Here is a 25,456-nt window from a genome sequence, read left to right on the forward strand (position 1 = left end):
TAAAGAAGCCAGTAAATGAATTTATAATAAACTCATTTACTGGCTAATTTGTTAGAAATTATGTCCCAGCCTCTTTTTTTATTCATCAAGCAAGGTCATTGACTAGTATACCCTAAGGGGGTATATTGAAAGTGGTAGGAGGATGAAAATATGAATCAAAATCGTCAAATCACTTTGAATATCATTGGTATGACGTGTGCCGCTTGTTCTAATCGTATTGAAAAGCGATTGAATAAAATAGATGGCGTTCATGCTCAAGTGAATCTAGCAACTGAAAAAGCTACTATTAATTATCCTAATGATCAATATGAAGTAAATGATTTTATAGAAACAATACAAAAATTAGGATATGACGTTGAAATAGACAAAAGCGAACTAGACGTCATAGGTATGACATGTGCGGCATGCTCTAATCGTATTGAAAAGGTACTAAATAAAACAGCAGGTGTTAAGCAAGCGACAGTCAATTTGACCACTGAACAAGCAACTATCGATTATTATCCTGGTCAAACTGATGTTGATACTCTCATTGAACGAATTCAACATCTCGGCTATGATGCTAAACCTAAACAATCAAAAAAAGAACAAGTCTCTCGTAAAGTTCAAGAATTAAAAAGAAAACGTAATAAACTCATTATTTCAGCAATATTAGCTTTTCCATTACTTTTAACTATGCTTGTTCATTTATTTAATGTACCGTTACCTGAAATATTTATGAATCCTTGGTTTCAATTTATCTTAGCTACTCCCATTCAATTTATTATAGGATGGCAATTTTATGTTGGTGCATACAAGAATTTACGTAATGGTGGTGCCAATATGGATGTGCTTGTAGCACTTGGTACTAGTGCAGCTTATTTCTATAGTATTTACGAAATGAGTAAATGGTTATTAGACTCAACCACACAGCCCCATCTTTATTTTGAAACCAGTGCTGTTTTAATCACTTTAATTTTATTTGGCAAGTATTTAGAAGCACGTGCAAAATCACAAACAACACATGCTTTAAATCAATTATTAAACTTACAAGCCAAAGAAGCACGTCTCATTAAAGATGATGGAACAGAAACAATGGTTCCGCTTCAAAATGTTCAAGTTGGAGACACATTACTTGTTAAACCAGGAGAAAAAATTCCAGTAGATGCAAAAGTCATTAAAGGGACAACAACAGTAGATGAATCCATGTTAACTGGAGAATCCATGCCTATAGATAAAACAGTTGATAATGAAGTGATTGGTGCAACACTAAATAAAAATGGTGTCATTACCATTCAAGCAACAAAAGTAGGTCAAGATACCGCTTTATCTAATATTATTAAAGTAGTTGAAGAAGCCCAAAGTTCAAAAGCACCTATTCAACGTTTAGCAGATATTATTTCAGGCTATTTTGTACCTATTGTCATCGGCATTGCCTTGATCACCTTTATAATATGGATTATTTTCGTTCATCCTGGCCAATTTGAAGATGCACTCGTTGCTATGATTTCTGTATTAGTGATTGCTTGTCCATGCGCATTAGGACTAGCTACACCAACTTCTATTATGGTTGGTACAGGACGTGCAGCAGAAGAAGGTATCTTATTTAAAGGTGGCGAATATGTAGAACGCACTCATCAAATTGATACAATTGTATTTGATAAAACGGGTACGTTGACTCACGGTACACCAGAAGTTACTTACTTTAAAGGTGATGATACCTTATTGCAATATGTTGCTTCTGCTGAGCATAACTCTGAACATCCCTTAGCAACAGCTATTGTTAAGTATGCTAAAACAAAACAAATTACTTTAACAAACATACAACACTATGAAACATTACCAGGTCATGGTATTAAAGCTACAATAAATAATAAATCATTACTCATAGGTAATCGATCATTAATGACACATTATCATATTGATACAGAGTCCTTATTAGATGAAATCACTCAAATTGAACAAAAAGGACAAACTGTCATGTTGATTGCATATGATCAGATATTACGTGGTTATATCGCTGTAGCAGACACCGTTAAATCTGAAGCAAAAGTTGCTGTTCAAGAACTGAAAGAAATGAATTTACGTACTGTAATGATTACAGGAGATAATCACTCTACGGCTCAAGCTATCGCAAGTGAAGTTGGTATTGACCACGTTATTGCAAATGTTCTTCCTGAAGATAAAGCTAAACATGTTGCTCATTTTCAAGATAAAGGTGAAAACGTTGCAATGGTTGGAGATGGTATTAATGATGCGCCCGCTTTAGTTCAAGCAGATATTGGCGTTGCAATGGGAACAGGTACTGAAGTTGCAATTGAAGCAGCTGATATTACTATCTTAGGTGGAGATATTGCCTTGGTTCCTAAAGCGATTCACGCAAGTCATAAAACCATTCGAAATATTAAACAGAATCTTTTTTGGGCTTTCGGTTATAATGCAGCTGGTATCCCTATTGCTGCCATGGGCTTACTCGCTCCATGGATTGCCGGTGCCGCAATGGCATTAAGTTCTGTCAGCGTTGTAACCAATGCATTACGTCTAAAACGTATGAAATTATAACTCTATTTTAAAATTTACACTTTCATAAAAATTTAAAAAGCGTAAAATATGGGTATAGTAATTATGAAATATTTGGAGGTGACAATCAATGATTAACGGAGTCATTAAAGTAGACGGTATGAGTTGTGACCATTGTAAAAATACAATCGAATCAGCATTAGCTAAAATTAATGGTGTAAGAACTGCGGAAGTAGACCTTGATAAAAATGAAGTTCGTGTAGATTATAATGATGAACTTGTTTCAATGAAAGAATTACATGATACAATCGAAGATCAAGGCTATGACGTAAAAAAATAATAAAAAGAGTCCGGGACATAAAGTTTCTGGATAAGTGAAAAAAGACAAGTTCTATTGAAATAATATAGAACTTGTCTTTTTTATAAACTTTTGATTATTTTCAACTCGTTGGGTTGCTCGTTTTCTTATATTGAGTGCCATTAGTAGAGTAAGTAGAGTCATGTTATATTCTTTATACATAAGAAGCCAGTAAATGAAGTTATAATAAACTTATTTACTGGCTATTTTGCTAGGAATTATGTCCCAGCCTCTTGTTTATATTCTAATTGACTCTTAGTTTTGTCGTACCAGTTGCTAACACATCTAGTGTTGCATCAAGTGCATCAACAATAAGATTCTTCACAGCTGCTTCTGTATAAAAAGCAATATGTGGCGTTAAAATGATATCTTCTCTTTCAATAAGTTGCTTTAAGAGTGCATCATCTATATCTTTTTCACGATAATCACCAGGGAAAAGCCCTCGTTCATATTCGTATGTATCTAATGCAGCCCCTTTAATTCGACCACTATCTATATTAGAAAGTAATGCGCTGGTATCTACAATTGAGCCTCTAGCTGCATTCACAAATACCGCACCTTGTTTAAAGTTTGAAAAAATAGATTCATCGAATAAATGGTGATTATATTTTGTTGCTGGAATGTGCACAGTAACAATATCTGCTTCTTTAATTGCTTCTTCTAACGTATCTTTATAATCAATAAATTCAGCTATGGATGCACTTGGAAATGGGTCATAAGCGACTACCTTACTGTTATAACCTTTTGCAAAAATACTTGCTACAATCGAACCTATACGTCCAGTACCAATAACTGCAACAGTTAAATCACGAATAGATTGAGATAAAATAGAAGGTTCCCAACGAAAATCAAAGTCACGTACTTTATTTTGAATACGTTTTTGATACCTTACAATATTAATAGCTTGTGTAACAGCAAATTCAGCAATTGAACTTGGAGAATACGATGGTACATTTGAGATAATCATATCGTATTTTGTAGCTAATTCTAAATCATACGTATCAAATCCTGCACTACGTTGTGCGATTTGTTTAATACCATATTGTTTTAATTTCGCAAAAATCTCTTCTGAAATTGGATGCTGTTGTGATAACGATAGACCGTCAAATCCTTTTACAGTTTCAATTGTTTCCTCCGTTAACATTTCTTTGGTTAAATCAACATCAACATTGTTGTATTCAGCCCATTCTTCAATATACGGAATGTCTTCTTCTCTTACACTCATTATTTTTATTTTAGTCATACATTTTCACCTAATTTCATTATTTTAACTATTCTTGATACATATCTGCTAAATCTACTAATCTATTTGCCGCCTCTTCTAATGCATCATCATCTAATGCAAGTGATATTCGAACATAATACTTTCCATTTTCACCAAATGGGATGCCTGGCGCAACTAAAATTGATTTTTCTTTTAATAAATATTGTTCAAATGTTTCACTATCATAACCTGGAGGAGTACGTAGCCATGAATAGATTCCCCCCTTAGAGTGAACGAATGGCAGGTGTGCTTCACTTAATTTTGCTTCAAATTTATCTCGGCGTCTTTTAAATGTATCATTCTGCTCTTCTAAAAATTCATCATAATGATTGAGTGCATAAGCTGCTGCGTCTTGTAAGGCACCAAACATTCCAGCATTCGTATGTGTTTGATATTTTTTTAATGCTTGAATCATATCTTTATTTCCCACTGCAAACCCCACTCTGAAACCTGACATATTATATCCTTTTGAAAGTGAGAAAATTTCAATAGCAACATCTTTACCATGTTCTGAAGCAAGAATACTAGGATTTTTAGCATCAAACCCAAATGCACTATATGCAAAGTCATGTACAATCTTTGTCTTTGTACCTTTGAATCGTTCAATTGCTTCGTCAAATACTTCTTTTGTAGCCGTTGATCCCGTTGGATTATTAGGATACGTTAAATAAACAAGTGCTGTGTTGTTTAATACTTCCTTATCTACATTATCCCAATTTGGCAAATAATCTGGTGGGGCTAGATTTAATGGAACCGGATTGGCATCTGCGAGCATGACCCCTGCTAAATAATCTGTATATCCAGGATCAGGAAGTAACACATTTTCTTCAGGATTAACAACACATGTAGGTAAAGCTACCAATCCATTTTTTGTACCATATAAAATACATACTTCATCCTCTTTATCTAATGTCACGTTATACTGACGTTGATAAAAATTAACAATGGCTTCTTTAAATGATTCTTTCCCATGAAAAGCACCGTATTTTTGATTTTCAGGAATACGAATAGCTTCAGAAAAATGATCGATGATACCTTTAGGCGTTTCCCCATCTGGAATCCCTACTGCCATATTAATAAGCGGTAATGGGCCATGTTCTACTTTACGTCCCATCGTTTTTCCAAAATAACTATCAGGAATGGCTGCTAATCTTTTTGAAATAACCATATTATTCCTCCTTAAATAAAAAAGCTATATACCACTTTTTTGTGGCATATAGCTTCATGAGATATATGTCACTTATCTATGAGGTCATTTTACAGTCCTCTTGGAATTAGCACAGTACTTTATATTTATAAGGCCTGTTGCTGAAGTTTCATTGGGCCAAATCCCTTCACTTCTCTTGATAAGTTCTTGCATATTAATTAAGTTTTATTTTAACATTAGACTAATAATTGTCAATTTTCAGACTTATATTTTCTACTTCATATTTTTAATATCTTCTAACATAGCCTCTGCTGTTATTTTAGCACTTGTTAATACAATGGGTACACCGGCGCCTGGATGTGTACTTGCGCCTGCAAAATATAAATCTTTATAATCACGAGACACATTAGGCGGACGATAATAATTACTTTGTGTTAAAGTAAGCATTAATCCAAAAGCCGTACCGAATTTAGCATTATAACGTGCTTCAAAATCTAAGGGTGTAAAAATAGTTTCAGATACGATATCTTCACGCACTCCTTTAAGCGCTTCAATTGTTTCTATTTTTTTGTAAATTTCATTTTTAGTCTTTTCAATTATGGCTGGATTATTCCAATCAATTTGACCTGTTTTAAGCTCAGGTACTGGCATTAAAATGTACATACCTGTTTTTCCTTCAGGAGCCAATTCCTCATCTTCAACAGAGGGGAAATAAAGATATATAGAAGGATCTTTCGGCAATCTTCCTTCAAAAATATCGTCAATGTTTCCTCTAAAATCTTCAGCAAAAATCACATTATGCAAATGAACTTTATCTTTCAAATCTCTGTTTATTCCTGCATAAATTAAAAATGCAGAACATGAATAATCCATTTTATCTATCTTTATATGTATTAAGCAAGAAATTAAAAATATTATATTAAAAAAATAAAAAAAGGAGAACGACATTGTCGTCCTCCTTTTTTGATAACTCGATGTACTATCCAGTTATCTATTTAAATCTTACCACCAACCGTTAGCATTACGGAAAGCAATTGCTGCATCCCATGAACCGTAACGTGATTTAGCATAGTTAGCCATACCTTGAGTTTGTGTAGCTACTGAACCAGTACCCCAAGCTTCTTTAGTTTGACCTAAACCTCTGTAACCAATTGGGTTAACAGCATTTGGATTACCACCTGATTCAGGCATTACGATAGCGTTCCAAGCAGCTTCAGTACCACCATTAGCTAAGAATTGAGCTTTAACTGAACCACCAGTTGAAGCAGTTGAGTATGAAGTTGTTTTTGGTGCTGAATATGAAGTAGTACGAGCACTGTAGTTATTATAGCTAGAAGTTTCTTGTACTGGAGCTGAAACAGCTTTTACATTTGAAGTGCTAGCTTGATTATTTGAGCTTACTGATTGAGTTGAAGCTTGGTTGTATGAATCAGTGTAGTCAGTAGTTGATTGAACTGTATCAACACCACCAGTGTAAGTGTAGTTCCAAGACCAAGTGTTACCATTTGAAGTGAAGTTATATTTGAAACCATCTTGTACGAATGAAATGTTGTATGCACCAGCTTGTACTGGGTGAGCATTTAATTCAGATGGGTTATTTTGAGCTAAGTCAGCTAAATGAGAGTAGTTTGTTGATTGTTCAGATGCATGTGCACTGTGATCATTTGTTAAAGCATATCCTGTTAAACCTAAAGTGACTGCTAATGACGAAGCGATTACTGTCTTTTTCATAATAAATAATTCCTCCAAAATTAAAATATATATTTTCGTTATGTTTTGTTCTTTGTTTAAATTGTATTTCTGTTTTCATTTGTTGTTTAACTTTTGACAATAGCTACTATACCATAAAATTCGCAGAATAGTATTACACTTATTTTACAAAAAATTACAATCAAACTGTTATTTTGTAATATTGAAATATATAAAGTATTTCTTGTAATATATAAATCTATCAATATAGGCTTTATTTTTATTATAAATTAACGTTTTACAATACTCTTTTACAAAATTTACAATCGTTTTACACAATCGGTAATATTACAAATTAATATTTTGTTACATTCCTGTAATAATTTTAAAAAGTAATGAACTACTAGAATTTTTATTTTTTTGATAAAAAAACAAGAAACTATTCTATAAAATAGCTCCTTGTTATGAAAATTTTAATAATCTTTTACTCCCCAAAGTGCCTTTTCACAATTACGAATGATATATTTTAATATCTCAATACGAGAAGTTTTTTTATGATCGGCAGGAACAACAAGCCATGGCGCATAGGAGGTATTTGTTTTTTCAACCATATCATGGCTTGCTTCAACGTATAAATCCCATTTCTCTCTATTTCGCCAATCTTCATCTGTGATTTTCCATTGTTTATCAACATTTTCTTGTCGATCTTTAAAACGTTTTAACTGTTCTTCTTTATCTAATGTAAGGAAGAATTTTAAAATAATCGCTCCTTCATCTGTCCACATTTTCTCAAATGCATTTATTTCATCGTACGCACGTTGCCACTCATCTATTGATGCAAATCCTTCTACACGTTCCACTAATACTCGTCCATACCAACTTCTATCGAATAATTCAATGTGTCCTGTTCTTGGCATATCTTTCGCAAATCTCCATAAATAATGATGTTTTATTTCAACATCTGTAGGAGCACTAATTCCATTCACTCGATAACCAGTTGGATCTAATTTTTCTCTAATGCGTTTAATATTTCCACCTTTACCGGCTGCGTCCATACCTTCAAATACTAAAATGAGCGGAATCTTTCTATCATATAATGCAAATTGAATTTCTCTCATACGATTTTGCAATTCCACAATAAGCTGCTTATATTCCTCTTTGTTTACTTTATCCACTTTTTTATCAAAGAGATGCGTTTTGAAATTAGAATGAAATTTACCGTCTCGTTGCTCTTCTTTTTGTTCATATTTTTCAATTGCTTTTTCAAGACGTTTAATAATATGTTCATACATTTTCTCAATTGCCTTTTCTCTTTCGGTATAATCAATGATTTCCCATGCTTTATCATTTTTTATAAATTGACGCATATCTTTAAGATAAACATCTGTTGAAAGTACATTACTATATTCTTGCACTTTCCAACGCATCAATGGATTTTCTTTTGTTTGTTGAATATGTTCTTGACGTTTTTCTTCATTAATCTCTATGAAAAACTTAATGATTTCATACTGATCTTGTTTAAGCATATCTTCAAAAGAAGAAATTTGTTGTTTGAGTACATCATAGTCTTTATATTTATCGTGTTTAATTTTATTTTCTCTATAATCTAGATAATGAGAATACCAGCTTCTAAAGTAAATATTTATATTTCCTTTTTTAGGTAAGGTATTCCAATATGTTTGTAAAAATTGATATCTTAAATCATCTTGCTTAGGTGACTGTGTCGCAATAAATTGTGTGTACTTTGCATCTAAATTTAATAATAATTCATTAGATAAACGTGTTTTTCCAGACGCTGGTACGCCTTCGAATAATATCATGACTGGGATGCCTAATTCATGTGTACGTCGAGTTAATTCTGCAGTTTTTAATGCTAAAGTTTCAATTTTTTTCGTCATTAACGCTTCATCCTTTAACTTCATGTTCTCTATTACATTGTAACATGATTTATTTCTTAAAAAAGAAAGTGATAGATGAATTCATCTACCACTTTCTCAATTTTATCCCATAAATTTATATATATCATTTGTAAATAATTTTAAAATTTTACGTAACATAATGTCTAAAATATATGCAGTAACTAATGGTACGACAAAGAATGCAATAAAGATTAATATCACTTTCATCATCGCTGAATCAATATGTAAAAACTTAAACGCACTAATTGGCCCAATCATACCAATAAAACCAAATCCTGCAGATTCTTTTGTTCCCGCAATACCTATGAGACTACCAACTATACCAGAAACTGCTGCAGTAATTAAAATAGGTAACATAATAATTGGGTATTTTACCATATTTGGCATCATCATTTTCACGCCACCAAAGAAAATAGAAATTGGTACTGCAACACGATTCACTTGACTTGTGCCAATAAGTAAGACAGCTTCAGTAGCTGAAATACCAATTGAAGCTGAACCTGCTGCCAAACCTGTGATACCAATAGCAATTGCAATCGCTACAGTTGATAATGGCGAAATAATAATAAAACTAAATACCATCGAAATTAACATACACATAAGTACGGGTTGTAATTCGGTAAAGCTGTTAATCATATTACCAATTGCAATATTAATTGTATGTACATAAGGTAAGATAAGGACACCGATTGTAGCTGAAATACCTCCGACAATGGTAGGATAAACAATCAATGCCATACTTCCTACGCGTTTTTCAATAAGTAAAATAAATAACACAGCAATGGCTGCAGTAATCATCGTATTGATTAAGTCACCAATACCCGCAATAATCCATGCACCATTTTTAAACTGAGCAGCCCCACTTCCTACATATGCTGCACTAGAAACAACGGCAATAGCAAGCGGTGTCATATTGAATTTAATAGCGATTAAAGCACCCACTAATGCTGGTACTGTAAATTGTAAAGCTTGAACCACATGTAGTAGCGTTGCAAAAATAGGATGATGATGCATAAGTGCTTTAAAGATTTCACCTAAAATAGCATTAGGTACTAACCCTACTACGATTCCTATGGCTACTCCTGATAGTACTCTAAAAATAAAATCTCCTACACTTATTTTTCTAAGTTCTGTTGTCATTCTTATACCTCCTATAATTTTTTATATCTGTAATAAGTAATGATAAAAAATACTATAACACATTTTCTAAATTTTCAGAATATTTATTTTATTATTTTCTTAAGTTTTTCTTATTTTATGGATATTTTAAGAATTTTAGGCAACAATTTATATGTATATTAAATTAAAAAGACGAGTTTCTTCCATTGTATAGTTTAAAACAGAATGATTAATCATACTCTTTGACAACCCTCTTTATTCGTTTAATAATTTAAAGTAATCCTATTTTAAAATAAAGGGGGTGTCCCTATGGCAAGCAATAAAATTGATCCAAGAGTTATACGAACAAAACAATTACTCGTAGAAGCATTTTTAAATGTGTCACAAGAAAAAGAAATGACCCAAATTACAGTAAAAAACATTACTGACCGTGCTACTGTTAATCGAGCTACATTTTATGCCCACTTTAATGATAAATACGAAATATTAGATTACTCATTATCAATGACTATTCTTAAAGATATTAAAGAAACGTTATCTATTTCAAATACACTGAACAGTCAAATTATCTCTAAATTATTTATCTCAATAGCACATTATTTAGAAAATGTACAAAACGTTTGTAAACTTAATAGAGAAACTTTTTGTAACCATGCCCATAAATCTATTAATAACGAGTTAGAAGACATCTTTACGCTCATGTTACAACATAAATATCCTGATCATCATTCTGAAATTATTGAAAATAGCGCAAGCTTTTTAGCAGCTGGTTTATGTGGACTAGCAAGACATTGGCTAGATACAAGTGAGCTAAGTGCTGAACAGTTTATTAATCAGAACTTATCTTTCTTACTACATCATATTACAAATTTATAATTCTTTAAAAACGTCTAAGACATAATGAGTTGTCTTAGGCATTTTTAATATATGAGAGTGGGACAATAAATTTTGGCCCTCTCTTTTATATATATATATAAAAGCATACGACTTGCATAAATTTATAAATTACGTTATATTATATTCAACACTTGTTGTTTAGTTAATAAGTATTGAATAAATAAACTTTAGTTAGGAGGGATGATATGTCCAAGATAGAAGATCATGAGGGTTTTGAACGTACCTTTAAAAATCATAAATTAACATTAGGCTTATCCATACCATTTGATAATAATAAAGAGTGTATTGATTTTAATGAACAAATGAAGTTTGCACAACAAGCTGAACGATTAGGTTTTACAAGTTTATTTGTACGAGATAATCCACTTTATAGTCCTCATTTAGGACAAGTAACTGAGAATTACGATCCATTCGTTTTTCTAACGTATTTAAGTGCGTTTACCTCAAAGATTGCACTTGGAACAAGTAGTATCGTGGCAACATTACGTCATCCTATCCATTTAGCTAAATCAGCCGCTTCACTTGATATCATTTCTAAGCAACGTTTATTACTTGGCATGGCTACTGGAGACCGTTCATTCGAGTTCCCAGCTTTTAAAATAATTGAAAGTGACCTTAGTGAACATTTTCAAACTTCAATTGAATCACTTAGACAATTATGGACATCACATTCCCCTCATATTTCAAATCATCAATTCAAGTTATATGAAGATTCAGGATTACAAGTACTACCAAAACATCATAATATCCCTATGTTTGCAACGGGGTACTCAAAACAAACGATGTCATGGATACAAAAGCATATGGATGGTTGGTTATTTTATGCTCAACCATTTCAACAACAAAAATCACTCGTTGATAAATGGCACAAAGGTACACCTTACTTCAAACCATTTATCAATGTATTACTCATAGAGTTATCTGACAATCCTAATGAAACGGTAACTGTGATTAAAGGTGGTTATCGTACGGGTCGAAAAAACTTATTACAAATATTAAAAGCATACGAAGCAATGAATACAAATCACATCATTTTGAAATTTATAAATCAAAATCGTGAATTAGAAGACATGATAGAAGAAGTTGGAACATATATTACCCCCCATTTTCCAGCTCATACAATTTAGGAGGATTTTTTAATGAGAGAATTATTAGAAAGAATTAATCAATTAGCAAATAAAGAAAAAGTGGAAAACTTAAGTGTCGAAGAAAAACAAGAACAACATCAATTAAGACAAGAATATTTAGGAATGATTAGAGGTCAAGTACTTCATACATTCTCAACTATGAAAGTTGTAGATCCACTTGGCCAAGATGTCACACCAGATAAAGTGTATGACTTAAGAGAAGAATACGGCAATATTCAAGAAAAATAACATATTCTTATTAAAACTTAGACTGTTCTCAAAGTTTTGAACTTTGTAGACAGTCTTTTTTCATTAACTAATATGCTAACTAAAAAGACGCTCAAAGATATTGATACTTTATCATTATATACCACTATATAAAGATAAAGCATCAACATGACAGTAATTACTTTTTATTAAAAATACACCCATAAAGTTAAATTCTAAGTCCAACTTTACGGGTGCGCATCATTTCATTTTACCCTTGGGATTCAAGTTAATTGGTTTATTTGATAAAAAATATTTAATTAACAAACTAAAAAATTATATTTATGGCCATCTGGATCTACAAATATTGCACCGTAATACCCTTGAGAAGTCTTAGGTTCATCAATCACTTTACCGCCTAACACTTCTACTTTTCGCATTAATTCATCCACTTTGTCATTAGTTTTAATGCCTAATGATATAATTACTTCATTAAGTTTATGTGAAACTAAATCATACGTCACCTTTTCAAAATGACTGTTTTTTATTAAAATCACAACTGTTTGTCCAAAATGTTATCGTAGAGCGTTTTTATTATTTTTTTGAAGTACAATCTAGACTTATTATGCTAATATTTGATCCATTGAACGATTTACACTACTTGCATACATGCCTCCAAATTTAACTAAATGTACCATGAATAAATACAATCTATAAAATTCTAAGCGTTTTTCTGCACCTTTTCCTAAAGGATAATGTTTTTCATATTCATTATAAAATTCTTGTGTAAATCCACCAAAGACAGTAGTAATTCCTAAGTCAAATTCTCTATCTCCATATAAAGGCGCTGGATCAAATAAGGCAGGACGTCCATCTTTTAAAAACATATAGTTGCCACCCCATAAATCACCGTGTAAAAGAGATGGTTTACTGTTATGATTTTCTAATTCTCTAACCATTATTGAACGAACTTGCTCATACACTTTATTATCTTCTTCATTCCATAAATTTTTACGTAATAGTTCATCTCTTAAATGGTCCATACGACGTTCTACGAAAATTTCACTCCAAGACTCTGACCATGTATTATCAAATGAGACATCAGCACCTACATATGATAGTTCGAAACCAAATTTCCCTTCTGATTGTTGCTTACTATGCATTTTAGCTACCAGTTGTCCTAATTCTTTTTGACTTCCCTTACCGCCTTCATCTAAATAGCTAAGTAATAGATACGCATCACCATTAATTTCACCATTTTTAATCACTCGTGGTGCTGTGATACCTACTTTTTCAAATGCTTCTAATCCTGCAATTTCAGCAGCGTAGAAAGAAGATTTACGATTTCTTTGAACTAATAAGAAATATATATCATCGCCTGTTGTAACTTTAAATGCTTCATTTACATCTCCACCGCTTACTGGAGAAATATCTTGAATACCTTCTAAAGGTAACTGATTTTTCCATTCAGTCTTCATTAATTATCCTCCTCCGTTCATTTCTTAATCTACTATTCTATTTCCTAAATTGATATGCTTTAACCTTTGTAATTCCAAAATGATATAAAGTTTAGACAATTTTTCAAACACTTTCAAATTAGACTATTCATTTTTAAGCGAACGTGCTAGTCTATTAAAGGAATGTTTTTTCAATGATATTAAATGAGGATAGTAAGCCTCAAATACAATGAAATGGAGCATTATTATGTACAAATTAATTAAACCTCTTTTATTCAAAATCGAACCTGAAAAGGCACACGGATTGACAGTAGATGCCTTAAAATTCACACAGAAAAACGCTTTTTTACTACCTTTTGTAAATAAATTATTTACATATGAACACCCCTCTCTTTCACAAAACATTAATGGGATAACATTTAAAAATCCAGTTGGTTTAGCTGCTGGTTTTGATAAATCATGTGAAGTGCCTAAAGCACTTGAAAATGCTGGTTTCGGTGCTCTTGAACTTGGTGGCATCACACCTAAACCACAAGATGGCAATCCTAAACCGCGTATGTATCGCTTACTTGAAGATGATGCCTTAATCAATCGTATGGGCTTTAATAATATGGGGATGAATAAAGCTTTATGGAATTTAAGACGTCATGCTTACACTATTCCTGTAGGTTTAAATGTGGGCGTTAATAAAACGACACCTTACGAAGAACGTTATCAAGATTATATTAAAGTCATCGATGCATTTAAAGCAGATGTATCATTTTTCACTGTGAATATTAGCTCACCTAATACTGAAAACTTACAAAGTTTCCATGATAAAGATGAATTTTCAATGTTATGTCATGCTTTAACAGATTATAAAGCACAACACGAAGTGAATGTCCCAATCTTTTTAAAACTGACTTCTGACTTAGAACTTGAAGGATTTAAAAACATTTTACCGCAAATCACAGAAACATTTGATGGTATGATTTTAGCCAATACAACACGTAAACGTGATGGATTATCTTCTCCAAATAAAGTAGAAGATGGCGGATTAAGTGGCCGACCTTTATTTAAACGTAATTTAGAACTTGTAAAATGGGCTTATCAACAAACAAATGGTGAGTTTTTAATCATTGGTACAGGTGGTATTTTTAATGCACAAGATACAATCCAAATGATGCGAAATGGTGCGTCACTTGTACAAATTTACTCATCGCTTGTGATAGAAGGACCTGGTTTAACTAAAAAAATTAATCGAGATATTGCTAAATATTTAAAAGCAAATCATTACAATAATATTAGTGAGATTATTGGACTAGATGCTAAACATTAAAATATTTCACTAAATGATAAAATGTACTATACTAATATCAAACATAGCACGTATTATCGGAGGGCATGTTGATGACTATAGAAGATAAACAAACAAAGTCACAAACCATAGACAAAAATAAAACTGAAGATGGTAAATCTTCTCAAGAACAGGATGATAGTACAGGTTACAACTGTGAAAAGAAAACAGCTTTGGATCTTGACATTGAACGTGAACTATTAGAAATGATGGAAAATAAAGATCCTGAACCTGAAAAAGAGAAAAAAGGTGTAAAAATCGCTGGACTACTATCTGCCTTTGTTATTGCTATCTTAGCTATTGTACGTTTTATCCAACGTATGTTGTAACTAAAAGTGAAGGAGTAAGAAAGAATGGTTAAATAACTCTTTCTTACTCCTTTTTAAAATTGTTCTAAAAATGCTTTAGCATCTTGATTAATTTTTTTAAAATCAATACCTTGTTCCATCGCTGCAAATACGCAACCGCAATAACATTGTCTAAATATATTATAATCATTGCACATTTCTATAGAACGTTCATATCCTTTATTTTTCTTAAAATCACTAGGTAAATAATATGTATTGTACAGTCGTTGAACTTCCATACCGAGTTCGTTAATTAATTGAGCATTCTTTTTAGGAGATAATGTCAATGCACTGCCGAAATAATCATATCCATACTTCACTGCCGCTTCTGCGACAAGCTCTAAACGCATCTCAAAACACGCAGTACAGCGTTTTCCACCTTCAGGCTCTTCAGTAAGACCACGCGATTTCGCCATCTTCATGAATTCATGTGGCTGATAATCAGCTTCAATATATTTTACCGCATATCCCGTCTTTTCATTAAAATCTTTTACAAATTGCTCTTGAACTTTGGCACGTCTTAAGTATTCATTTTTAGGATGGATATTAGGATTAGCGAAATAAATAGCAATATCTGCATATTGAGACAGATACTCTAATGTATATGTGCTACAAGGTGCACAGCAACTGTGTAATAAAATTTTAGGGCGAACCCCTTCATGTTCCCATTGATTAATCAGTTTTTTCAATACTCTATCATAATTAATTTTTTGATTTTTCATCTTCGCAATAATAGGTTCTGCATTTATCATATATATCAACACCTTATATAAGCTAATTTTATTTTTTACTTCATTTCATAAGAAAATAACGAATACTAATGATTCATTATATATTCTTTTTTTCGATGCCTCATATACGTTCGAAACACCAATGTATGGTCAATAGTATAAGTAACACATGCCATATTATAGTATACATACCTTTCGTCTATGACAAATTTACTTTCACAATGCTTACAATAAACAATTAAAACCACTCCAAATAATCTACGTCATACTCCGAAATCATCAAATTGATTAATTAATGATGATCCAAGCTTAATGATTCTGATGTAGATATTGTAGTTAGTACAACTTGCTCTAATCTTCGTTCTACATTCTTCACAAAATAAATCTCCTTGATGATATGATCGACCACAATTTGGATATTACATCCTGTATACTTCCATAAATATAAAATTTTGTTTCATTATATCATTAAAATCAATTGTTTAAAATATTATTTTTAAAAATAAAAAAGAGTACGAATCATAGTAGACTCGTACTCTCATAATAAGATACTATTCAGCTTCTCTAATTTCTGCATCGATGTCTGCATAATCAATTTCAGTGTTAGTGAATGTTTTATTATCGATTGGGAAGTGTTGTTCAAATGTTTCAAAGTTTTGAATTTCAACTTTTACATCATCTACTTCAAAATCTAAAATGTGTCCGCCGAAATTACGATCATCATTGGCGAAATGAATATGGAAACCACCAGAACCAACGCCATGGAATAATTCAGGTGTAAAGAAACCAATCACTGTACCGTTAACATCTTCCTGAGTTTCTTCAGGTTGTCTACGTGCTGAATCAATTAATCTTGTATATGGTGGTTCCTGTTTTGGCATCATACGAACATGCATTTTTTTAAATTTACCAGTGATTTTTACTGCTGAGAATAAATTATCACTTAACATATGTTCTTTTACTTCATTTAATACTGTTTCAGAATCTTTATTAGAAGTTTCATAAGATTCGTCTGCTTCAAATTTAGTAATTGTAGCAAAAGGTGTTAATTCATCACCTTTAAGTTTTTTAAATTCTTTGTGTTCATTTGCATGGTAAGCTTCTCCATTAATGAAGATAACTTCACCGTCTGAACCTGTAAGTGTTGCTAGTCCTGAATCACCATGTTTTAATAATTCATCGATTGTTGCAGTTCCTTCTAATAAACCTGCCATCAATGTACCTAATGTACCATGTTGATATAATACATGACCCATATTAATATTCACTCCTATTTTTTAGAAAATTAATTTAAAGAATCTGGTAACATATTTGTTGATAATTTAATATTATCTTTATAATTTACTGGAATATCAATTAAAACTGGTCCTTCTGTTTCGTAACCTTCTTTAATTGCAGCTTCAAGTTCTTCTGGGCTTGTTACTCGGATACCTTTCGCACCAAATGACTCTGCATATTTAACATAATCTACTGGACCAAATGCTACACCAGCTGCACGTTTATATTTCATTTCTTCTTGGAATTCAACCATGTTATATTTACCATCATTCCAAATTAATTGAATGATATTTAATTTTTTACGTACAGCAGTTTCTAAATCTTGACCTGAGAATAAGAAACCACCATCACCAGCAACTGATACAACTTGTGTGTTTGGACGTACTAATGCAGCTGCTATAGCCCATGGTAACGCAACACCTAAAGTTTGCATACCGTTACTGAATAATAAGTGTCTTGGATTGTAACTTCTAAATTTACGAGCCATCCAAATATAATGACTACCTACGTCTACTGTTACAGTTGTATCATCAGTTAACGTTTTTTGCATTGTATTAATAATTTCTACTGGATGTAAAATACCATCTTCATGTTCATATTTAATACCAGTAGCCTCGATAATATTTGCTCTTAATTCTTCTAAGTCATCTAAATGTTTTTGATCAATAATTGGTTCAGATACTTTTTCTGACATCATTTGAATTGTACCTGCAATATTACCTACTAATTCTTTTTTAGGACGTAAGTAATTTGTAATTTCAGCATGTACTTCGTCAATTGAAATAATTTCAGTATCTAATTCTTTATTCCAGTTACTAGCTTCGTATTCAATTGGATCATAACCGATTGTAACTACTAAGTCAGCTTTTCTTAGTAATTCGTCACCCACTTGGTTACGGAATAAACCAACACGACCAAAGAAATGGTCTTCTAATTCACGACTAATCACACCAGCACCTTGGAAAGTTTCTACAACAGGTAAGCTTGTTTTTTCAACAAATTTACGAATTGCTTCTGTTTCTTTTTCACTAGAACTTCTCATACCTGCAAGTAATACAGGGAATTTAGCATCTTTAATTGCTTGAAGCACTTCATTCACTTCTCCATCTGCTGGTACACCTAAATGAGGTTTTTCTGGTAAGTCGATTGCTTTACTTTGCACTTGAGATGAAATAACATCTTGCGGAATACTAATGAAACTTGCACCATTTTTACCTGAAGTTGCAGTGCGAATTGCATTTGTCATAACTTCTGATAATGATTCAGGATCTTGAACCTCTGCACTATATTTAGTTGATGATTTTAATAACGCAGCGTTATCTACAGCTTGGTGAGTAAGACGTAATAAATCATTTCGTTTAACTTGACCACCGATTGCTAATACAGGGTCACCTTCTGAAGTAGCTGTTAATAATCCAGTTGTTAAGTTACTTACCCCTGGACCACTTGTTACTAAAGCAACACCAGGTTTACCTGTTAAACGTCCAATGCCTTGCGCCATCATTGCAGCATTTTGTTCATGACGTGTAACGATAAGTTCTGGACCATCATCTTCTAATGCATTGAATAAATAGTCGATTTTTGCACCTGGAATACCAAATACATAATCCACATTATTATTTTTTAAAGTATCAATGACCATATCTGCAGCAGAATAGTTTTCTTTAGCCATTTTATATTCATATCCTTTCAAGTTTACATTTGTATTTTAAAATTTTTTGTTTTAAATATTGTGTTTCTATTTATTGTTTACCCAATTAAAAAGAAGCCACACACATGTCTATTTTTTATAGGGAAAAAGAGGGAAAGACTTAGTCACATGTTAATTGCGGCTTCTTTATATTTAAATAACTTCAACCTCTCTAGTTGAAGTGTAACCTCAGTTAATTAGACATATTCAAATATGGGATGGGAGTTTTCTATTATATATGTCATTGTTTTAAGGGAATGATAGTCAGACATATTTCTTAGAAGATTTGAATATGTTGTAACTTTATTACGAATATTATTATAGTACGTATGAAAGTATTAATAAAATACATATTTTCGATAGAAACCATTCCATATTGGAATAGGTCAACATACTTTAATTAATGTAAAATAACACACATAAAAGGTCTAATTACTTGACTTTTCTACTATAATTATAATAATAATATTGGCATAATTACCACTTTTTATATTTAAAAGGTAAAAATACTCTTTTTAGTTGTTTTTATTTTAATTTTATCTGATATAATCAAATCTATCATTTAAATTTTCTAGTTATGTATTCTTGTTTGATTAAAAGTAAGAAAACTTGAAATTTTCAGAAATTTTAGACAAAATACTATTCTTTTATGCTATGATAATAAATGTTATATAGCTGACAAGCTAATTAATTAAAAATTTAAACTTATTAGTGGAGGTTCATAATTATGGCCAGTTTTTTCAAAAATTTTACTAGAAAAGAAGATCCCACTATCTATCAAAGTAAAGATGGACATTTAAAACGTACTTTACGCGTTAAAGATTTTCTTGCATTAGGTGTAGGTACTATTGTATCAACATCTATTTTCACTTTACCTGGCGTAGTAGCAGCAGAGCATGCTGGTCCAGCCGTAGCTTTATCTTTCTTATTAGCTGCGATTGTCGCTGGTTTAGTCGCATTTTCATATGCTGAAATGGCAGCAGCCATGCCTTTTGCTGGATCTGCATATTCTTGGATTAACGTTTTATTTGGTGAATTCTTCGGATGGGTAGCTGGTTGGGCATTACTTGCCGAGTACTTCATTGCTGTTGCTTTTGTAGCTTCTGGTTTTTCAGCCAATTTGAGAGGACTTGTTTCTCCTTTAGGTATCGCGTTACCTAAGTCTTTATCTAATCCGTTTGGTGCAGATGGTGGAATTATAGACTTAGTTGCAGCAATTGTTATTATCTTAACTGCATTATTATTATCTCGTGGTATGAGCGAAGCAGCTCGCATTGAAAATATCTTAGTAATTTTAAAAGTCTTAGCAATTGTTTTATTCGTTATTGTCGGCTTAACAGCAATTCATGCAAGTAACTATGTACCATTTATTCCTGAACATAAAGTCACTGCAACTGGTGATTTTGGCGGATGGCAAGGTATTTATGCTGGTGTATCAATGATTTTCTTGGCATACATAGGGTTTGACTCAATTGCCGCAAACTCAGCTGAAGCAATAAATCCTCAAAAAACAATGCCACGTGGTATTTTAGGATCATTAATTATTGCAATTATTTTATTTGTAGCAGTAGCTTTAGTATTAGTTGGTATGTTCCATTATTCAAAATATGCTGGCAATGCTGAACCTGTAGGTTGGGCACTTCGTCAAAGTGGACATGGTGTTGTCGCAGCGGTGGTTCAAGCTATTTCTGTCATTGGTATGTTTACAGCATTAATCGGTATGATGTTAGCTGGTTCACGTTTACTTTATTCATTTGGTCGTGATGGATTATTACCTTCTTGGTTAGCCAAATTAAATGGTAAACATTTACCTAATAGAGCGCTTGTTATTTTAACTATCATTGGTGTTTTAATTGGTTCAATGTTCCCATTTGCTTTCTTAGCTCAATTAATTTCAGCAGGTACATTAATTGCATTTATGTTTGTATCTATTGCAATGTATAGTTTAAGAAAACGTGAAGGAAAAGATTTACCAGTTCCAGCATTTAAAGTTCCATTCTTCCCAGTATTACCAGTCATTACATTTGTATTAGTATTACTTGTATTCTGGGGATTAAGTTTTGAAGCTAAACTTTACACATTAATTTGGTTCTTAGTTGGTATTGTTATATATGTATTCTATGGTATTAAGCATTCTAAAAAGAATGAAGAAGATGATTATGTTGTACCAAAAGATTAAGATAATGAACTAATTTCATATTTATAATATTTTAATCCCCCTAAGAAATATTCAATTATTTTTTAGGGGGGATTATACTGAAAAAGAGCAAGAAAAGATTTTAGTTGAATATCTTTTCTTGCTCTTTTGATAATGTTACCAACCTTGTCCATCAATCATATACTTATCTAACAGGTCATCTTGTAAGGCTTGCAGTGCACTTTCAATTACATCTAATGCCTTATCTAATTGTTGGTAAGTAATGACAAGTGGGGGTTGGAATCGTAGTACATTTCCAGTAATTGCAATAATAACGACGCCATGTTCGAAACAATAATTACATATTTTCAAAGCTTCTTCTGATGCTCGTTCTTTTGTTTTTTTATCTTTAACAATATCAATGCCAATGGATAATCCAATACCGCGTACATCTCCTACGTAATTATATTTATCTATCCATTGATTCATACGTTGACGCACGTAGTTCCCTTTTTCAGTACTGGCAGTTAATAAATCATCTTCTTCTATCATTTCAATCGTAGCAAGAGCCGCTTCACAACTTACTGGATTTGCTCCTGTTGTAAATAAGTGTGCTGGAGCTTCAAGACTTTCAATAATTTCTTTTCGACCTACAATTGCTGACATTGGTAATCCGCCTGCTAATGATTTACCAAATGTAATGATATCTGGTGTAAAGTTAAAGTGAGTCACGGAACTCCAAGAACCTGTCCGTCCTAATCCTTGTTGAATATCGTCAACGGCAATTAAAATACCATGTTTACGACATAAGGCTTCCAGTGCTTCAAAGTATCCTTCTACTGGTTCTAGTAATCCTCCATCTCCTTGAATCGTTTCTAATACAATACAAGCTACTTCTTCAGCTGGAACATACTTCGCAAACATATCTTTTAATGGTGCTAAATATTCTTCAATAGTATTTGGCTTGGATTGTTCAAACATTCCTCTGTATTTATCTGGAAATGGTATATGATAAAATCCATTTAATAACGGTCCATAATGTTTACGCATATTCAAACTGATAGTAGACATTGATAGCGATCCAAATGTAGATCCATGATAGGCATTTGTAAAACTAATGATATATGGCCGTCCTGTATAAGCACGTGCAAATTTAATTATTCCATCATTAGCATCCGAACCACTCAAACCAAATGTAACACGTTTTTCATAGTTTCCTGGTGCAATATCACATAACTTTTTAGCGAGTCTTACTAAAGGCTCGTGATACATGTATGCGGGCGTATAATGGATGAATTGATCTACCTGTTTTTTTATTGCTTCTGTCACTTTTTTTGGTGCATGTCCAACGTTTTGTGAACTAGCACTAGACAACAAATCAATATATTCTTTTCCATCTACATCTACTAATGTAGCTCCATGCCCGTGGTCAATCACTAGTGGATAATATTTAATACGTCCTGATGTAGCAAAATACTTACTATCTTCTTTTATCATGTCCTCTGCTTTACTCAAATTGACTCATCCTCTCCCACAACATCAATAATCTACACTGTTTATTATTGACTTTACTTCTATGATAATAATCAATATCTTACTAATAATTGTCAGATTTGTAAATATTTTCAGAAAAATTAAAATATATTTTTTCTATCTTTTATACAATGATAAATATAAATCATAAAAGGCCTCTAATAGAGACCTTTTATGATTTATTTGTTTTCATATGGAATAACATCATCGCCATATTCTTTTTTAATATACTCTTTAATTTCTTTAGATTGCATAACTTTTAATAATGTTTGGAATTTTTTATCATCTTTATGACCTTCTTGAACGGCAATAGTATTCGCAAATGGTGATGATTTACCTTCCATAACAATAGCATCTTTAGATGGTTTTAAACCATTATCAAGCGCATAGTTTGAATTCATAATCACTGCAGCGCCTTCACCATTCTTATATGTTTTTGGTAAGAATTCTGCACCTTGCTGATGATTAAATTTTAAATGTTTTTTATTTTCAGCAATATCTTCAAATTTTGCATTTTCGATTTTAACGCCTTTTTTCAACTTTATTAATCCTTCGTCAACAAAGAATGATAAAAATCGTCCTTCTTCTGCCGGATTATTAGAAACATAAATCGTTGATCCATCTGGAATATCTTTTAAGTGTTTATATTTTTTACTGTATACACCCATAGGGGTCGTAAATACTTTGCCTAACTCTTCAATCTTGTACCCATGACTTTTCTTTTCAGCATTTAAGTATGGAACATGTTGGAAGAAGTTAGCATCTACATCACCTTTATCTAGCAATTTATTAGGCACTTTATAATCATTAACTTCCTTAACTTCTAAATCATAACCTTTTTTCTTCATCTCTTCTTTAGCTTTTTTCAATACATCACCATGAGGTGCTGGTGACGCTGCGACAGTTATTTTCTTGCTATCCTCTTTTTCTTTTCCACATGCTGTTAAAGTGAATACTACTAATACGATACTAAATATACCTATCCATTTTTTCATATGTATCAATCCTTTTATCAATTTTCAATATTCTTTTTCTCTTATAGATATGTAAAGACATAAAAAAATACTTTCTACTATTAAGAGAAAGCATTGATACACTTTCTCTCATCTTCTAAAGTATATGATTTACTTTATGTGAATTAGCACCATGTCATAAAATAACGGTTGCCGGGCTTCATAGGGCACATCCCTCCACCACTCTTGATAAGAGTTTATAGTTTATTGAATTATCATTAATTTATCATTAGTTTAAATATAAGTCAATATAATATTTAAACTATTCTAAATATTTAGAAAGTGTTGAATGCTTTCTTTACGGGAATACTCTTATCATATTTATAATCAAAGGAGGAATACTATGATTCGTTATGTTTATCATTTTATCAGTGCTTTAGTCATTAGTATCATTTTATTAATCACAATGGTTATCATGGATATCTTAGCTCAATCGACGCATCTTACTTTATTATTAATTAATATCGATTTCTTAATTGATCCAAGTAAAACTCCTTTACTATTAGAACTAGCCATTCATATCTTTATAGGATGGTTAATATATTTTATTTTCTTGCTTATTTATCACGTATTTAAATCATTATATAAAGTAAGCTATTTCTTATTAATGCTCGTTTTTGCCTCTCTTTACCCTTCACTTATCATTATAGCAAAACGATCATTCTTCCATTTTAGTTGGAGTGAATATGGATTATGGATGATAGCTCACATTATTTTTACAATTTTAATGGCTTTCGCTATTTCATATTTTTCTAAAAAACAATATTAACTTTTTAAATAAATGATTTGGAAATATTTATTTAATTTTTACAAAAGGTTTATTCTTTAAGTTAAGTTAAAGATTTATTATGATTTTTTTTAAAATCCTATTTCTGCTCTATTTAAATGCTACACTCTAGTTGTAATTGATCATGAATGAAATGGGGTTTTCATTATGAAGAAAGTTTCTCTTATTGCAACTATACTTTTAACAAGTACGATGTTACTTACAACGACTCATTCTGTAGAAGCACATGCTGCCGATTTAGTTACTAAAGAAAATGCTAAACAAATTGCTACAGATGCATTATCTAATAGTGGAGGTAATCCAAACCTACAACGATTTGGTCGTACTGTTGACAAAGGAGAATACTTTGAAATTATAAGTCATAACAAGTTAAATACAGGTAGTGGGGAGTATAGAGTTTATAAGAATGGCGAAGTTGAGTATAAAAATGGTCCATATAGTGACTTTAATCGACTTCAAGATACACGTATTCATGCAGAATCAGGTATCGCTAAAGCTGCTGAAACAACTTCTTCTCCTAACAATAAACAAGTTAATTCTGTTGATTGTGCACGTGAACTTAATCGTTATTATATAGGGACAGTTGCTTCTTCTGAACTACCATCTTCTAAGTCCCATAACAATACTCAAACTTCACAATCTTTTGCTAACATACTTCCAAACACTGGGGAAAATACACAACAACACTCAAATCAACTTTTTGCCTCACTTCTAGCTATTATGGGAACTTCATTGTTACTAAAAAGAAAACATCATACTCATCCTCATTTATCTAATAAACAGTTCTAATACTAATAAATAAAAAAAGGAATGAGTCAACGAATTCAAAATGAATTCTGACTCACTCCTTTTCCTACGATTAGTCAAGCATTTACAAATAAAATAAGCATTACTTAACTAAACCGTTCAATTTTAATTTTTTGA

The 25,456-nt window shown here is 31.9% G+C and carries 21 protein-coding genes, 2 pseudogenes and 2 riboswitches; of the genes and pseudogenes, 10 read left to right on the forward strand and 13 right to left on the reverse strand.

Going from position 1 to position 25,456, the window contains the following annotated elements; all coding sequences use genetic code 11:
- The first annotated feature begins 150 nt into the window (after nt 1–150).
- Together AC2FB1_RS09505 and copZ are read left to right on the forward strand one after the other, a co-directional pair.
- Nucleotides 151–2,538 (forward strand): heavy metal translocating P-type ATPase, encoded by a 2,388-nt coding sequence (locus AC2FB1_RS09505; RefSeq protein WP_490674989.1) that lies wholly within the window; start codon nt 151–153, stop codon nt 2,536–2,538.
- Between the two features lie 88 nt (nt 2,539–2,626).
- Nucleotides 2,627–2,836, forward strand: coding sequence for a copper chaperone CopZ (gene copZ, locus AC2FB1_RS09510; protein WP_490674990.1), 210 nt, complete (start codon nt 2,627–2,629; stop codon nt 2,834–2,836).
- Nucleotides 2,837–3,098: 262 nt separating this feature from the next.
- Here copZ and AC2FB1_RS09515 read toward each other — a convergent pair whose 3' ends face one another.
- The 6 genes and pseudogenes from AC2FB1_RS09515 to AC2FB1_RS09540 all read right to left on the reverse strand — a co-directional run bounded on the left by AC2FB1_RS09515 (nt 3,099) and on the right by AC2FB1_RS09540 (nt 10,013).
- The gene (locus tag AC2FB1_RS09515; RefSeq protein WP_490674992.1) at nt 3,099–4,097 is read right to left on the reverse strand and encodes a D-lactate dehydrogenase; all 999 of its coding nucleotides are present in this window, start codon (nt 4,095–4,097) and stop codon (nt 3,099–3,101) included.
- A gap of 28 nt (nt 4,098–4,125) precedes the next feature.
- Nucleotides 4,126–5,286: an aminotransferase class I/II-fold pyridoxal phosphate-dependent enzyme gene (locus tag AC2FB1_RS09520; protein ID WP_490674993.1), complete on the reverse strand. Its 1,161-nt coding sequence runs from the start codon at nt 5,284–5,286 to the stop codon at nt 4,126–4,128.
- A 69-nt stretch (nt 5,287–5,355) separates the two neighbouring features.
- Nucleotides 5,356–5,471, reverse strand: a riboswitch (SAM riboswitch).
- A gap of 67 nt (nt 5,472–5,538) precedes the next feature.
- Nucleotides 5,539–6,150, reverse strand: a pseudogene (locus AC2FB1_RS09525) (phytoene desaturase family protein); the annotation flags it as partial.
- Nucleotides 6,151–6,267: 117 nt separating this feature from the next.
- Nucleotides 6,268–6,996 carry an aggregation-promoting factor C-terminal-like domain-containing protein gene (locus tag AC2FB1_RS09530; RefSeq protein ID WP_490674994.1) on the reverse strand — a complete coding sequence of 243 codons (729 nt, stop codon included), beginning with the start codon at nt 6,994–6,996 and terminating at the stop codon, nt 6,268–6,270.
- A gap of 431 nt (nt 6,997–7,427) precedes the next feature.
- Entirely contained in the window at nt 7,428–8,852 is a 1,425-nt protein-coding gene (locus AC2FB1_RS09535; protein ID WP_490674995.1) for a phosphate--AMP phosphotransferase, read from the reverse strand.
- Between the two features lie 102 nt (nt 8,853–8,954).
- Nucleotides 8,955–10,013 carry a PTS sugar transporter subunit IIC gene (locus tag AC2FB1_RS09540; RefSeq protein WP_490674996.1) on the reverse strand — a complete coding sequence of 353 codons (1,059 nt, stop codon included), beginning with the start codon at nt 10,011–10,013 and terminating at the stop codon, nt 8,955–8,957.
- A gap of 288 nt (nt 10,014–10,301) precedes the next feature.
- On the opposite strand from AC2FB1_RS09540, the gene AC2FB1_RS09545 reads away from it, so the two are divergent.
- The 3 genes from AC2FB1_RS09545 to AC2FB1_RS09555 all read left to right on the forward strand — a co-directional run bounded on the left by AC2FB1_RS09545 (nt 10,302) and on the right by AC2FB1_RS09555 (nt 12,265).
- On the forward strand, nt 10,302–10,868 hold the full coding sequence (locus AC2FB1_RS09545) for a TetR/AcrR family transcriptional regulator (protein WP_490674997.1): 567 nt from the start codon (nt 10,302–10,304) through the stop codon (nt 10,866–10,868).
- A gap of 206 nt (nt 10,869–11,074) precedes the next feature.
- A complete protein-coding gene (locus AC2FB1_RS09550; RefSeq protein WP_490674999.1) occupies nt 11,075–12,016 on the forward strand; it encodes an LLM class oxidoreductase in 942 nt (313 codons plus the stop codon).
- Nucleotides 12,017–12,028: 12 nt separating this feature from the next.
- Nucleotides 12,029–12,265 carry a DUF896 domain-containing protein gene (locus AC2FB1_RS09555; protein ID WP_490675000.1) on the forward strand — a complete coding sequence of 79 codons (237 nt, stop codon included), beginning with the start codon at nt 12,029–12,031 and terminating at the stop codon, nt 12,263–12,265.
- Nucleotides 12,266–12,543: 278 nt separating this feature from the next.
- Here AC2FB1_RS09555 and AC2FB1_RS09560 read toward each other — a convergent pair.
- Together AC2FB1_RS09560 and AC2FB1_RS09565 are read right to left on the reverse strand one after the other, a co-directional pair.
- Nucleotides 12,544–12,792, reverse strand: a pseudogene (locus AC2FB1_RS09560) (VOC family protein); the annotation flags it as partial.
- Between the two features lie 54 nt (nt 12,793–12,846).
- Nucleotides 12,847–13,701 carry a fructosamine kinase family protein gene (locus tag AC2FB1_RS09565; protein ID WP_490675002.1) on the reverse strand — a complete coding sequence of 285 codons (855 nt, stop codon included), beginning with the start codon at nt 13,699–13,701 and terminating at the stop codon, nt 12,847–12,849.
- A gap of 226 nt (nt 13,702–13,927) precedes the next feature.
- Between AC2FB1_RS09565 and AC2FB1_RS09570 the strand changes: the two genes are divergently transcribed.
- The gene (locus AC2FB1_RS09570) at nt 13,928–14,998 is read left to right on the forward strand and encodes a quinone-dependent dihydroorotate dehydrogenase (protein ID WP_490675003.1); all 1,071 of its coding nucleotides are present in this window, start codon (nt 13,928–13,930) and stop codon (nt 14,996–14,998) included.
- Between the two features lie 71 nt (nt 14,999–15,069).
- The gene (locus AC2FB1_RS09575; protein WP_490675005.1) at nt 15,070–15,345 is read left to right on the forward strand and encodes a hypothetical protein; all 276 of its coding nucleotides are present in this window, start codon (nt 15,070–15,072) and stop codon (nt 15,343–15,345) included.
- A 53-nt stretch (nt 15,346–15,398) separates the two neighbouring features.
- Here AC2FB1_RS09575 and AC2FB1_RS09580 read toward each other — a convergent pair whose 3' ends face one another.
- From AC2FB1_RS09580 to alsS, 3 genes are all read right to left on the reverse strand, one after another.
- Nucleotides 15,399–16,115 (reverse strand): epoxyqueuosine reductase QueH, encoded by a 717-nt coding sequence (locus AC2FB1_RS09580; RefSeq protein WP_490675006.1) that lies wholly within the window; start codon nt 16,113–16,115, stop codon nt 15,399–15,401.
- Between the two features lie 530 nt (nt 16,116–16,645).
- Entirely contained in the window at nt 16,646–17,350 is a 705-nt protein-coding gene (budA, locus tag AC2FB1_RS09585; protein WP_490675007.1) for an acetolactate decarboxylase, read from the reverse strand.
- Nucleotides 17,351–17,379: 29 nt separating this feature from the next.
- A complete protein-coding gene (alsS, locus tag AC2FB1_RS09590) occupies nt 17,380–19,044 on the reverse strand; it encodes an acetolactate synthase AlsS (RefSeq protein WP_490675013.1) in 1,665 nt (554 codons plus the stop codon).
- 745 nt (nt 19,045–19,789) lie between these two features.
- Here alsS and AC2FB1_RS09595 point away from each other — a divergent pair.
- Nucleotides 19,790–21,241, forward strand: a complete 1,452-nt coding sequence (locus AC2FB1_RS09595; protein WP_490675009.1) for an APC family permease — start codon at nt 19,790–19,792, stop codon at nt 21,239–21,241.
- A gap of 135 nt (nt 21,242–21,376) precedes the next feature.
- Here the strand turns inward: AC2FB1_RS09595 and AC2FB1_RS09600 are convergent, their stop codons facing one another.
- Together AC2FB1_RS09600 and AC2FB1_RS09605 are read right to left on the reverse strand one after the other, a co-directional pair.
- A complete protein-coding gene (locus AC2FB1_RS09600; protein ID WP_490675010.1) occupies nt 21,377–22,714 on the reverse strand; it encodes an aspartate aminotransferase family protein in 1,338 nt (445 codons plus the stop codon).
- A 197-nt stretch (nt 22,715–22,911) separates the two neighbouring features.
- A complete protein-coding gene (locus tag AC2FB1_RS09605) occupies nt 22,912–23,727 on the reverse strand; it encodes a MetQ/NlpA family ABC transporter substrate-binding protein (RefSeq protein ID WP_490675011.1) in 816 nt (271 codons plus the stop codon).
- Nucleotides 23,728–23,832: 105 nt separating this feature from the next.
- Nucleotides 23,833–23,941: riboswitch (SAM riboswitch) on the reverse strand.
- 147 nt (nt 23,942–24,088) lie between these two features.
- Between AC2FB1_RS09605 and AC2FB1_RS09610 the strand changes: the two genes are divergently transcribed.
- The gene (locus tag AC2FB1_RS09610) at nt 24,089–24,514 is read left to right on the forward strand and encodes a hypothetical protein (RefSeq protein WP_087436300.1); all 426 of its coding nucleotides are present in this window, start codon (nt 24,089–24,091) and stop codon (nt 24,512–24,514) included.
- A gap of 165 nt (nt 24,515–24,679) precedes the next feature.
- Nucleotides 24,680–25,321, forward strand: a complete 642-nt coding sequence (locus tag AC2FB1_RS09615) for a cell surface protein (protein ID WP_490675012.1) — start codon at nt 24,680–24,682, stop codon at nt 25,319–25,321.
- The last annotated feature ends 135 nt before the right edge of the window (nt 25,322–25,456 follow it).

The sequence above is a fragment of the Staphylococcus sp. CoH_129_LAB_1 genome (assembly GCF_058191515.1).

Coding starts and splice junctions, on each gene's coding strand:
- budA (WP_490675007.1), bottom strand. CDS start 17,350: ATGGGTCATGTATTATATCAACATGGTACATTAGGTACATTGATGGCA.
- AC2FB1_RS09615 (WP_490675012.1), top strand. CDS start 24,680: ATGAAGAAAGTTTCTCTTATTGCAACTATACTTTTAACAAGTACGATG.
- AC2FB1_RS09550 (WP_490674999.1), top strand. CDS start 11,075: ATGTCCAAGATAGAAGATCATGAGGGTTTTGAACGTACCTTTAAAAAT.
- AC2FB1_RS09605 (WP_490675011.1), bottom strand. CDS start 23,727: ATGAAAAAATGGATAGGTATATTTAGTATCGTATTAGTAGTATTCACT.
- AC2FB1_RS09545 (WP_490674997.1), top strand. CDS start 10,302: ATGGCAAGCAATAAAATTGATCCAAGAGTTATACGAACAAAACAATTA.
- alsS (WP_490675013.1), bottom strand. CDS start 19,044: ATGGCTAAAGAAAACTATTCTGCTGCAGATATGGTCATTGATACTTTA.
- AC2FB1_RS09520 (WP_490674993.1), bottom strand. CDS start 5,286: ATGGTTATTTCAAAAAGATTAGCAGCCATTCCTGATAGTTATTTTGGA.
- AC2FB1_RS09580 (WP_490675006.1), bottom strand. CDS start 16,115: ATGATAAATGCAGAACCTATTATTGCGAAGATGAAAAATCAAAAAATT.
- AC2FB1_RS09515 (WP_490674992.1), bottom strand. CDS start 4,097: ATGACTAAAATAAAAATAATGAGTGTAAGAGAAGAAGACATTCCGTAT.
- AC2FB1_RS09555 (WP_490675000.1), top strand. CDS start 12,029: ATGAGAGAATTATTAGAAAGAATTAATCAATTAGCAAATAAAGAAAAA.
- AC2FB1_RS09530 (WP_490674994.1), bottom strand. CDS start 6,996: ATGAAAAAGACAGTAATCGCTTCGTCATTAGCAGTCACTTTAGGTTTA.
- AC2FB1_RS09565 (WP_490675002.1), bottom strand. CDS start 13,701: ATGAAGACTGAATGGAAAAATCAGTTACCTTTAGAAGGTATTCAAGAT.
- AC2FB1_RS09540 (WP_490674996.1), bottom strand. CDS start 10,013: ATGACAACAGAACTTAGAAAAATAAGTGTAGGAGATTTTATTTTTAGA.
- AC2FB1_RS09575 (WP_490675005.1), top strand. CDS start 15,070: ATGACTATAGAAGATAAACAAACAAAGTCACAAACCATAGACAAAAAT.
- AC2FB1_RS09505 (WP_490674989.1), top strand. CDS start 151: ATGAATCAAAATCGTCAAATCACTTTGAATATCATTGGTATGACGTGT.
- copZ (WP_490674990.1), top strand. CDS start 2,627: ATGATTAACGGAGTCATTAAAGTAGACGGTATGAGTTGTGACCATTGT.
- AC2FB1_RS09610 (WP_087436300.1), top strand. CDS start 24,089: ATGATTCGTTATGTTTATCATTTTATCAGTGCTTTAGTCATTAGTATC.
- AC2FB1_RS09535 (WP_490674995.1), bottom strand. CDS start 8,852: ATGACGAAAAAAATTGAAACTTTAGCATTAAAAACTGCAGAATTAACT.
- AC2FB1_RS09595 (WP_490675009.1), top strand. CDS start 19,790: ATGGCCAGTTTTTTCAAAAATTTTACTAGAAAAGAAGATCCCACTATC.
- AC2FB1_RS09570 (WP_490675003.1), top strand. CDS start 13,928: ATGTACAAATTAATTAAACCTCTTTTATTCAAAATCGAACCTGAAAAG.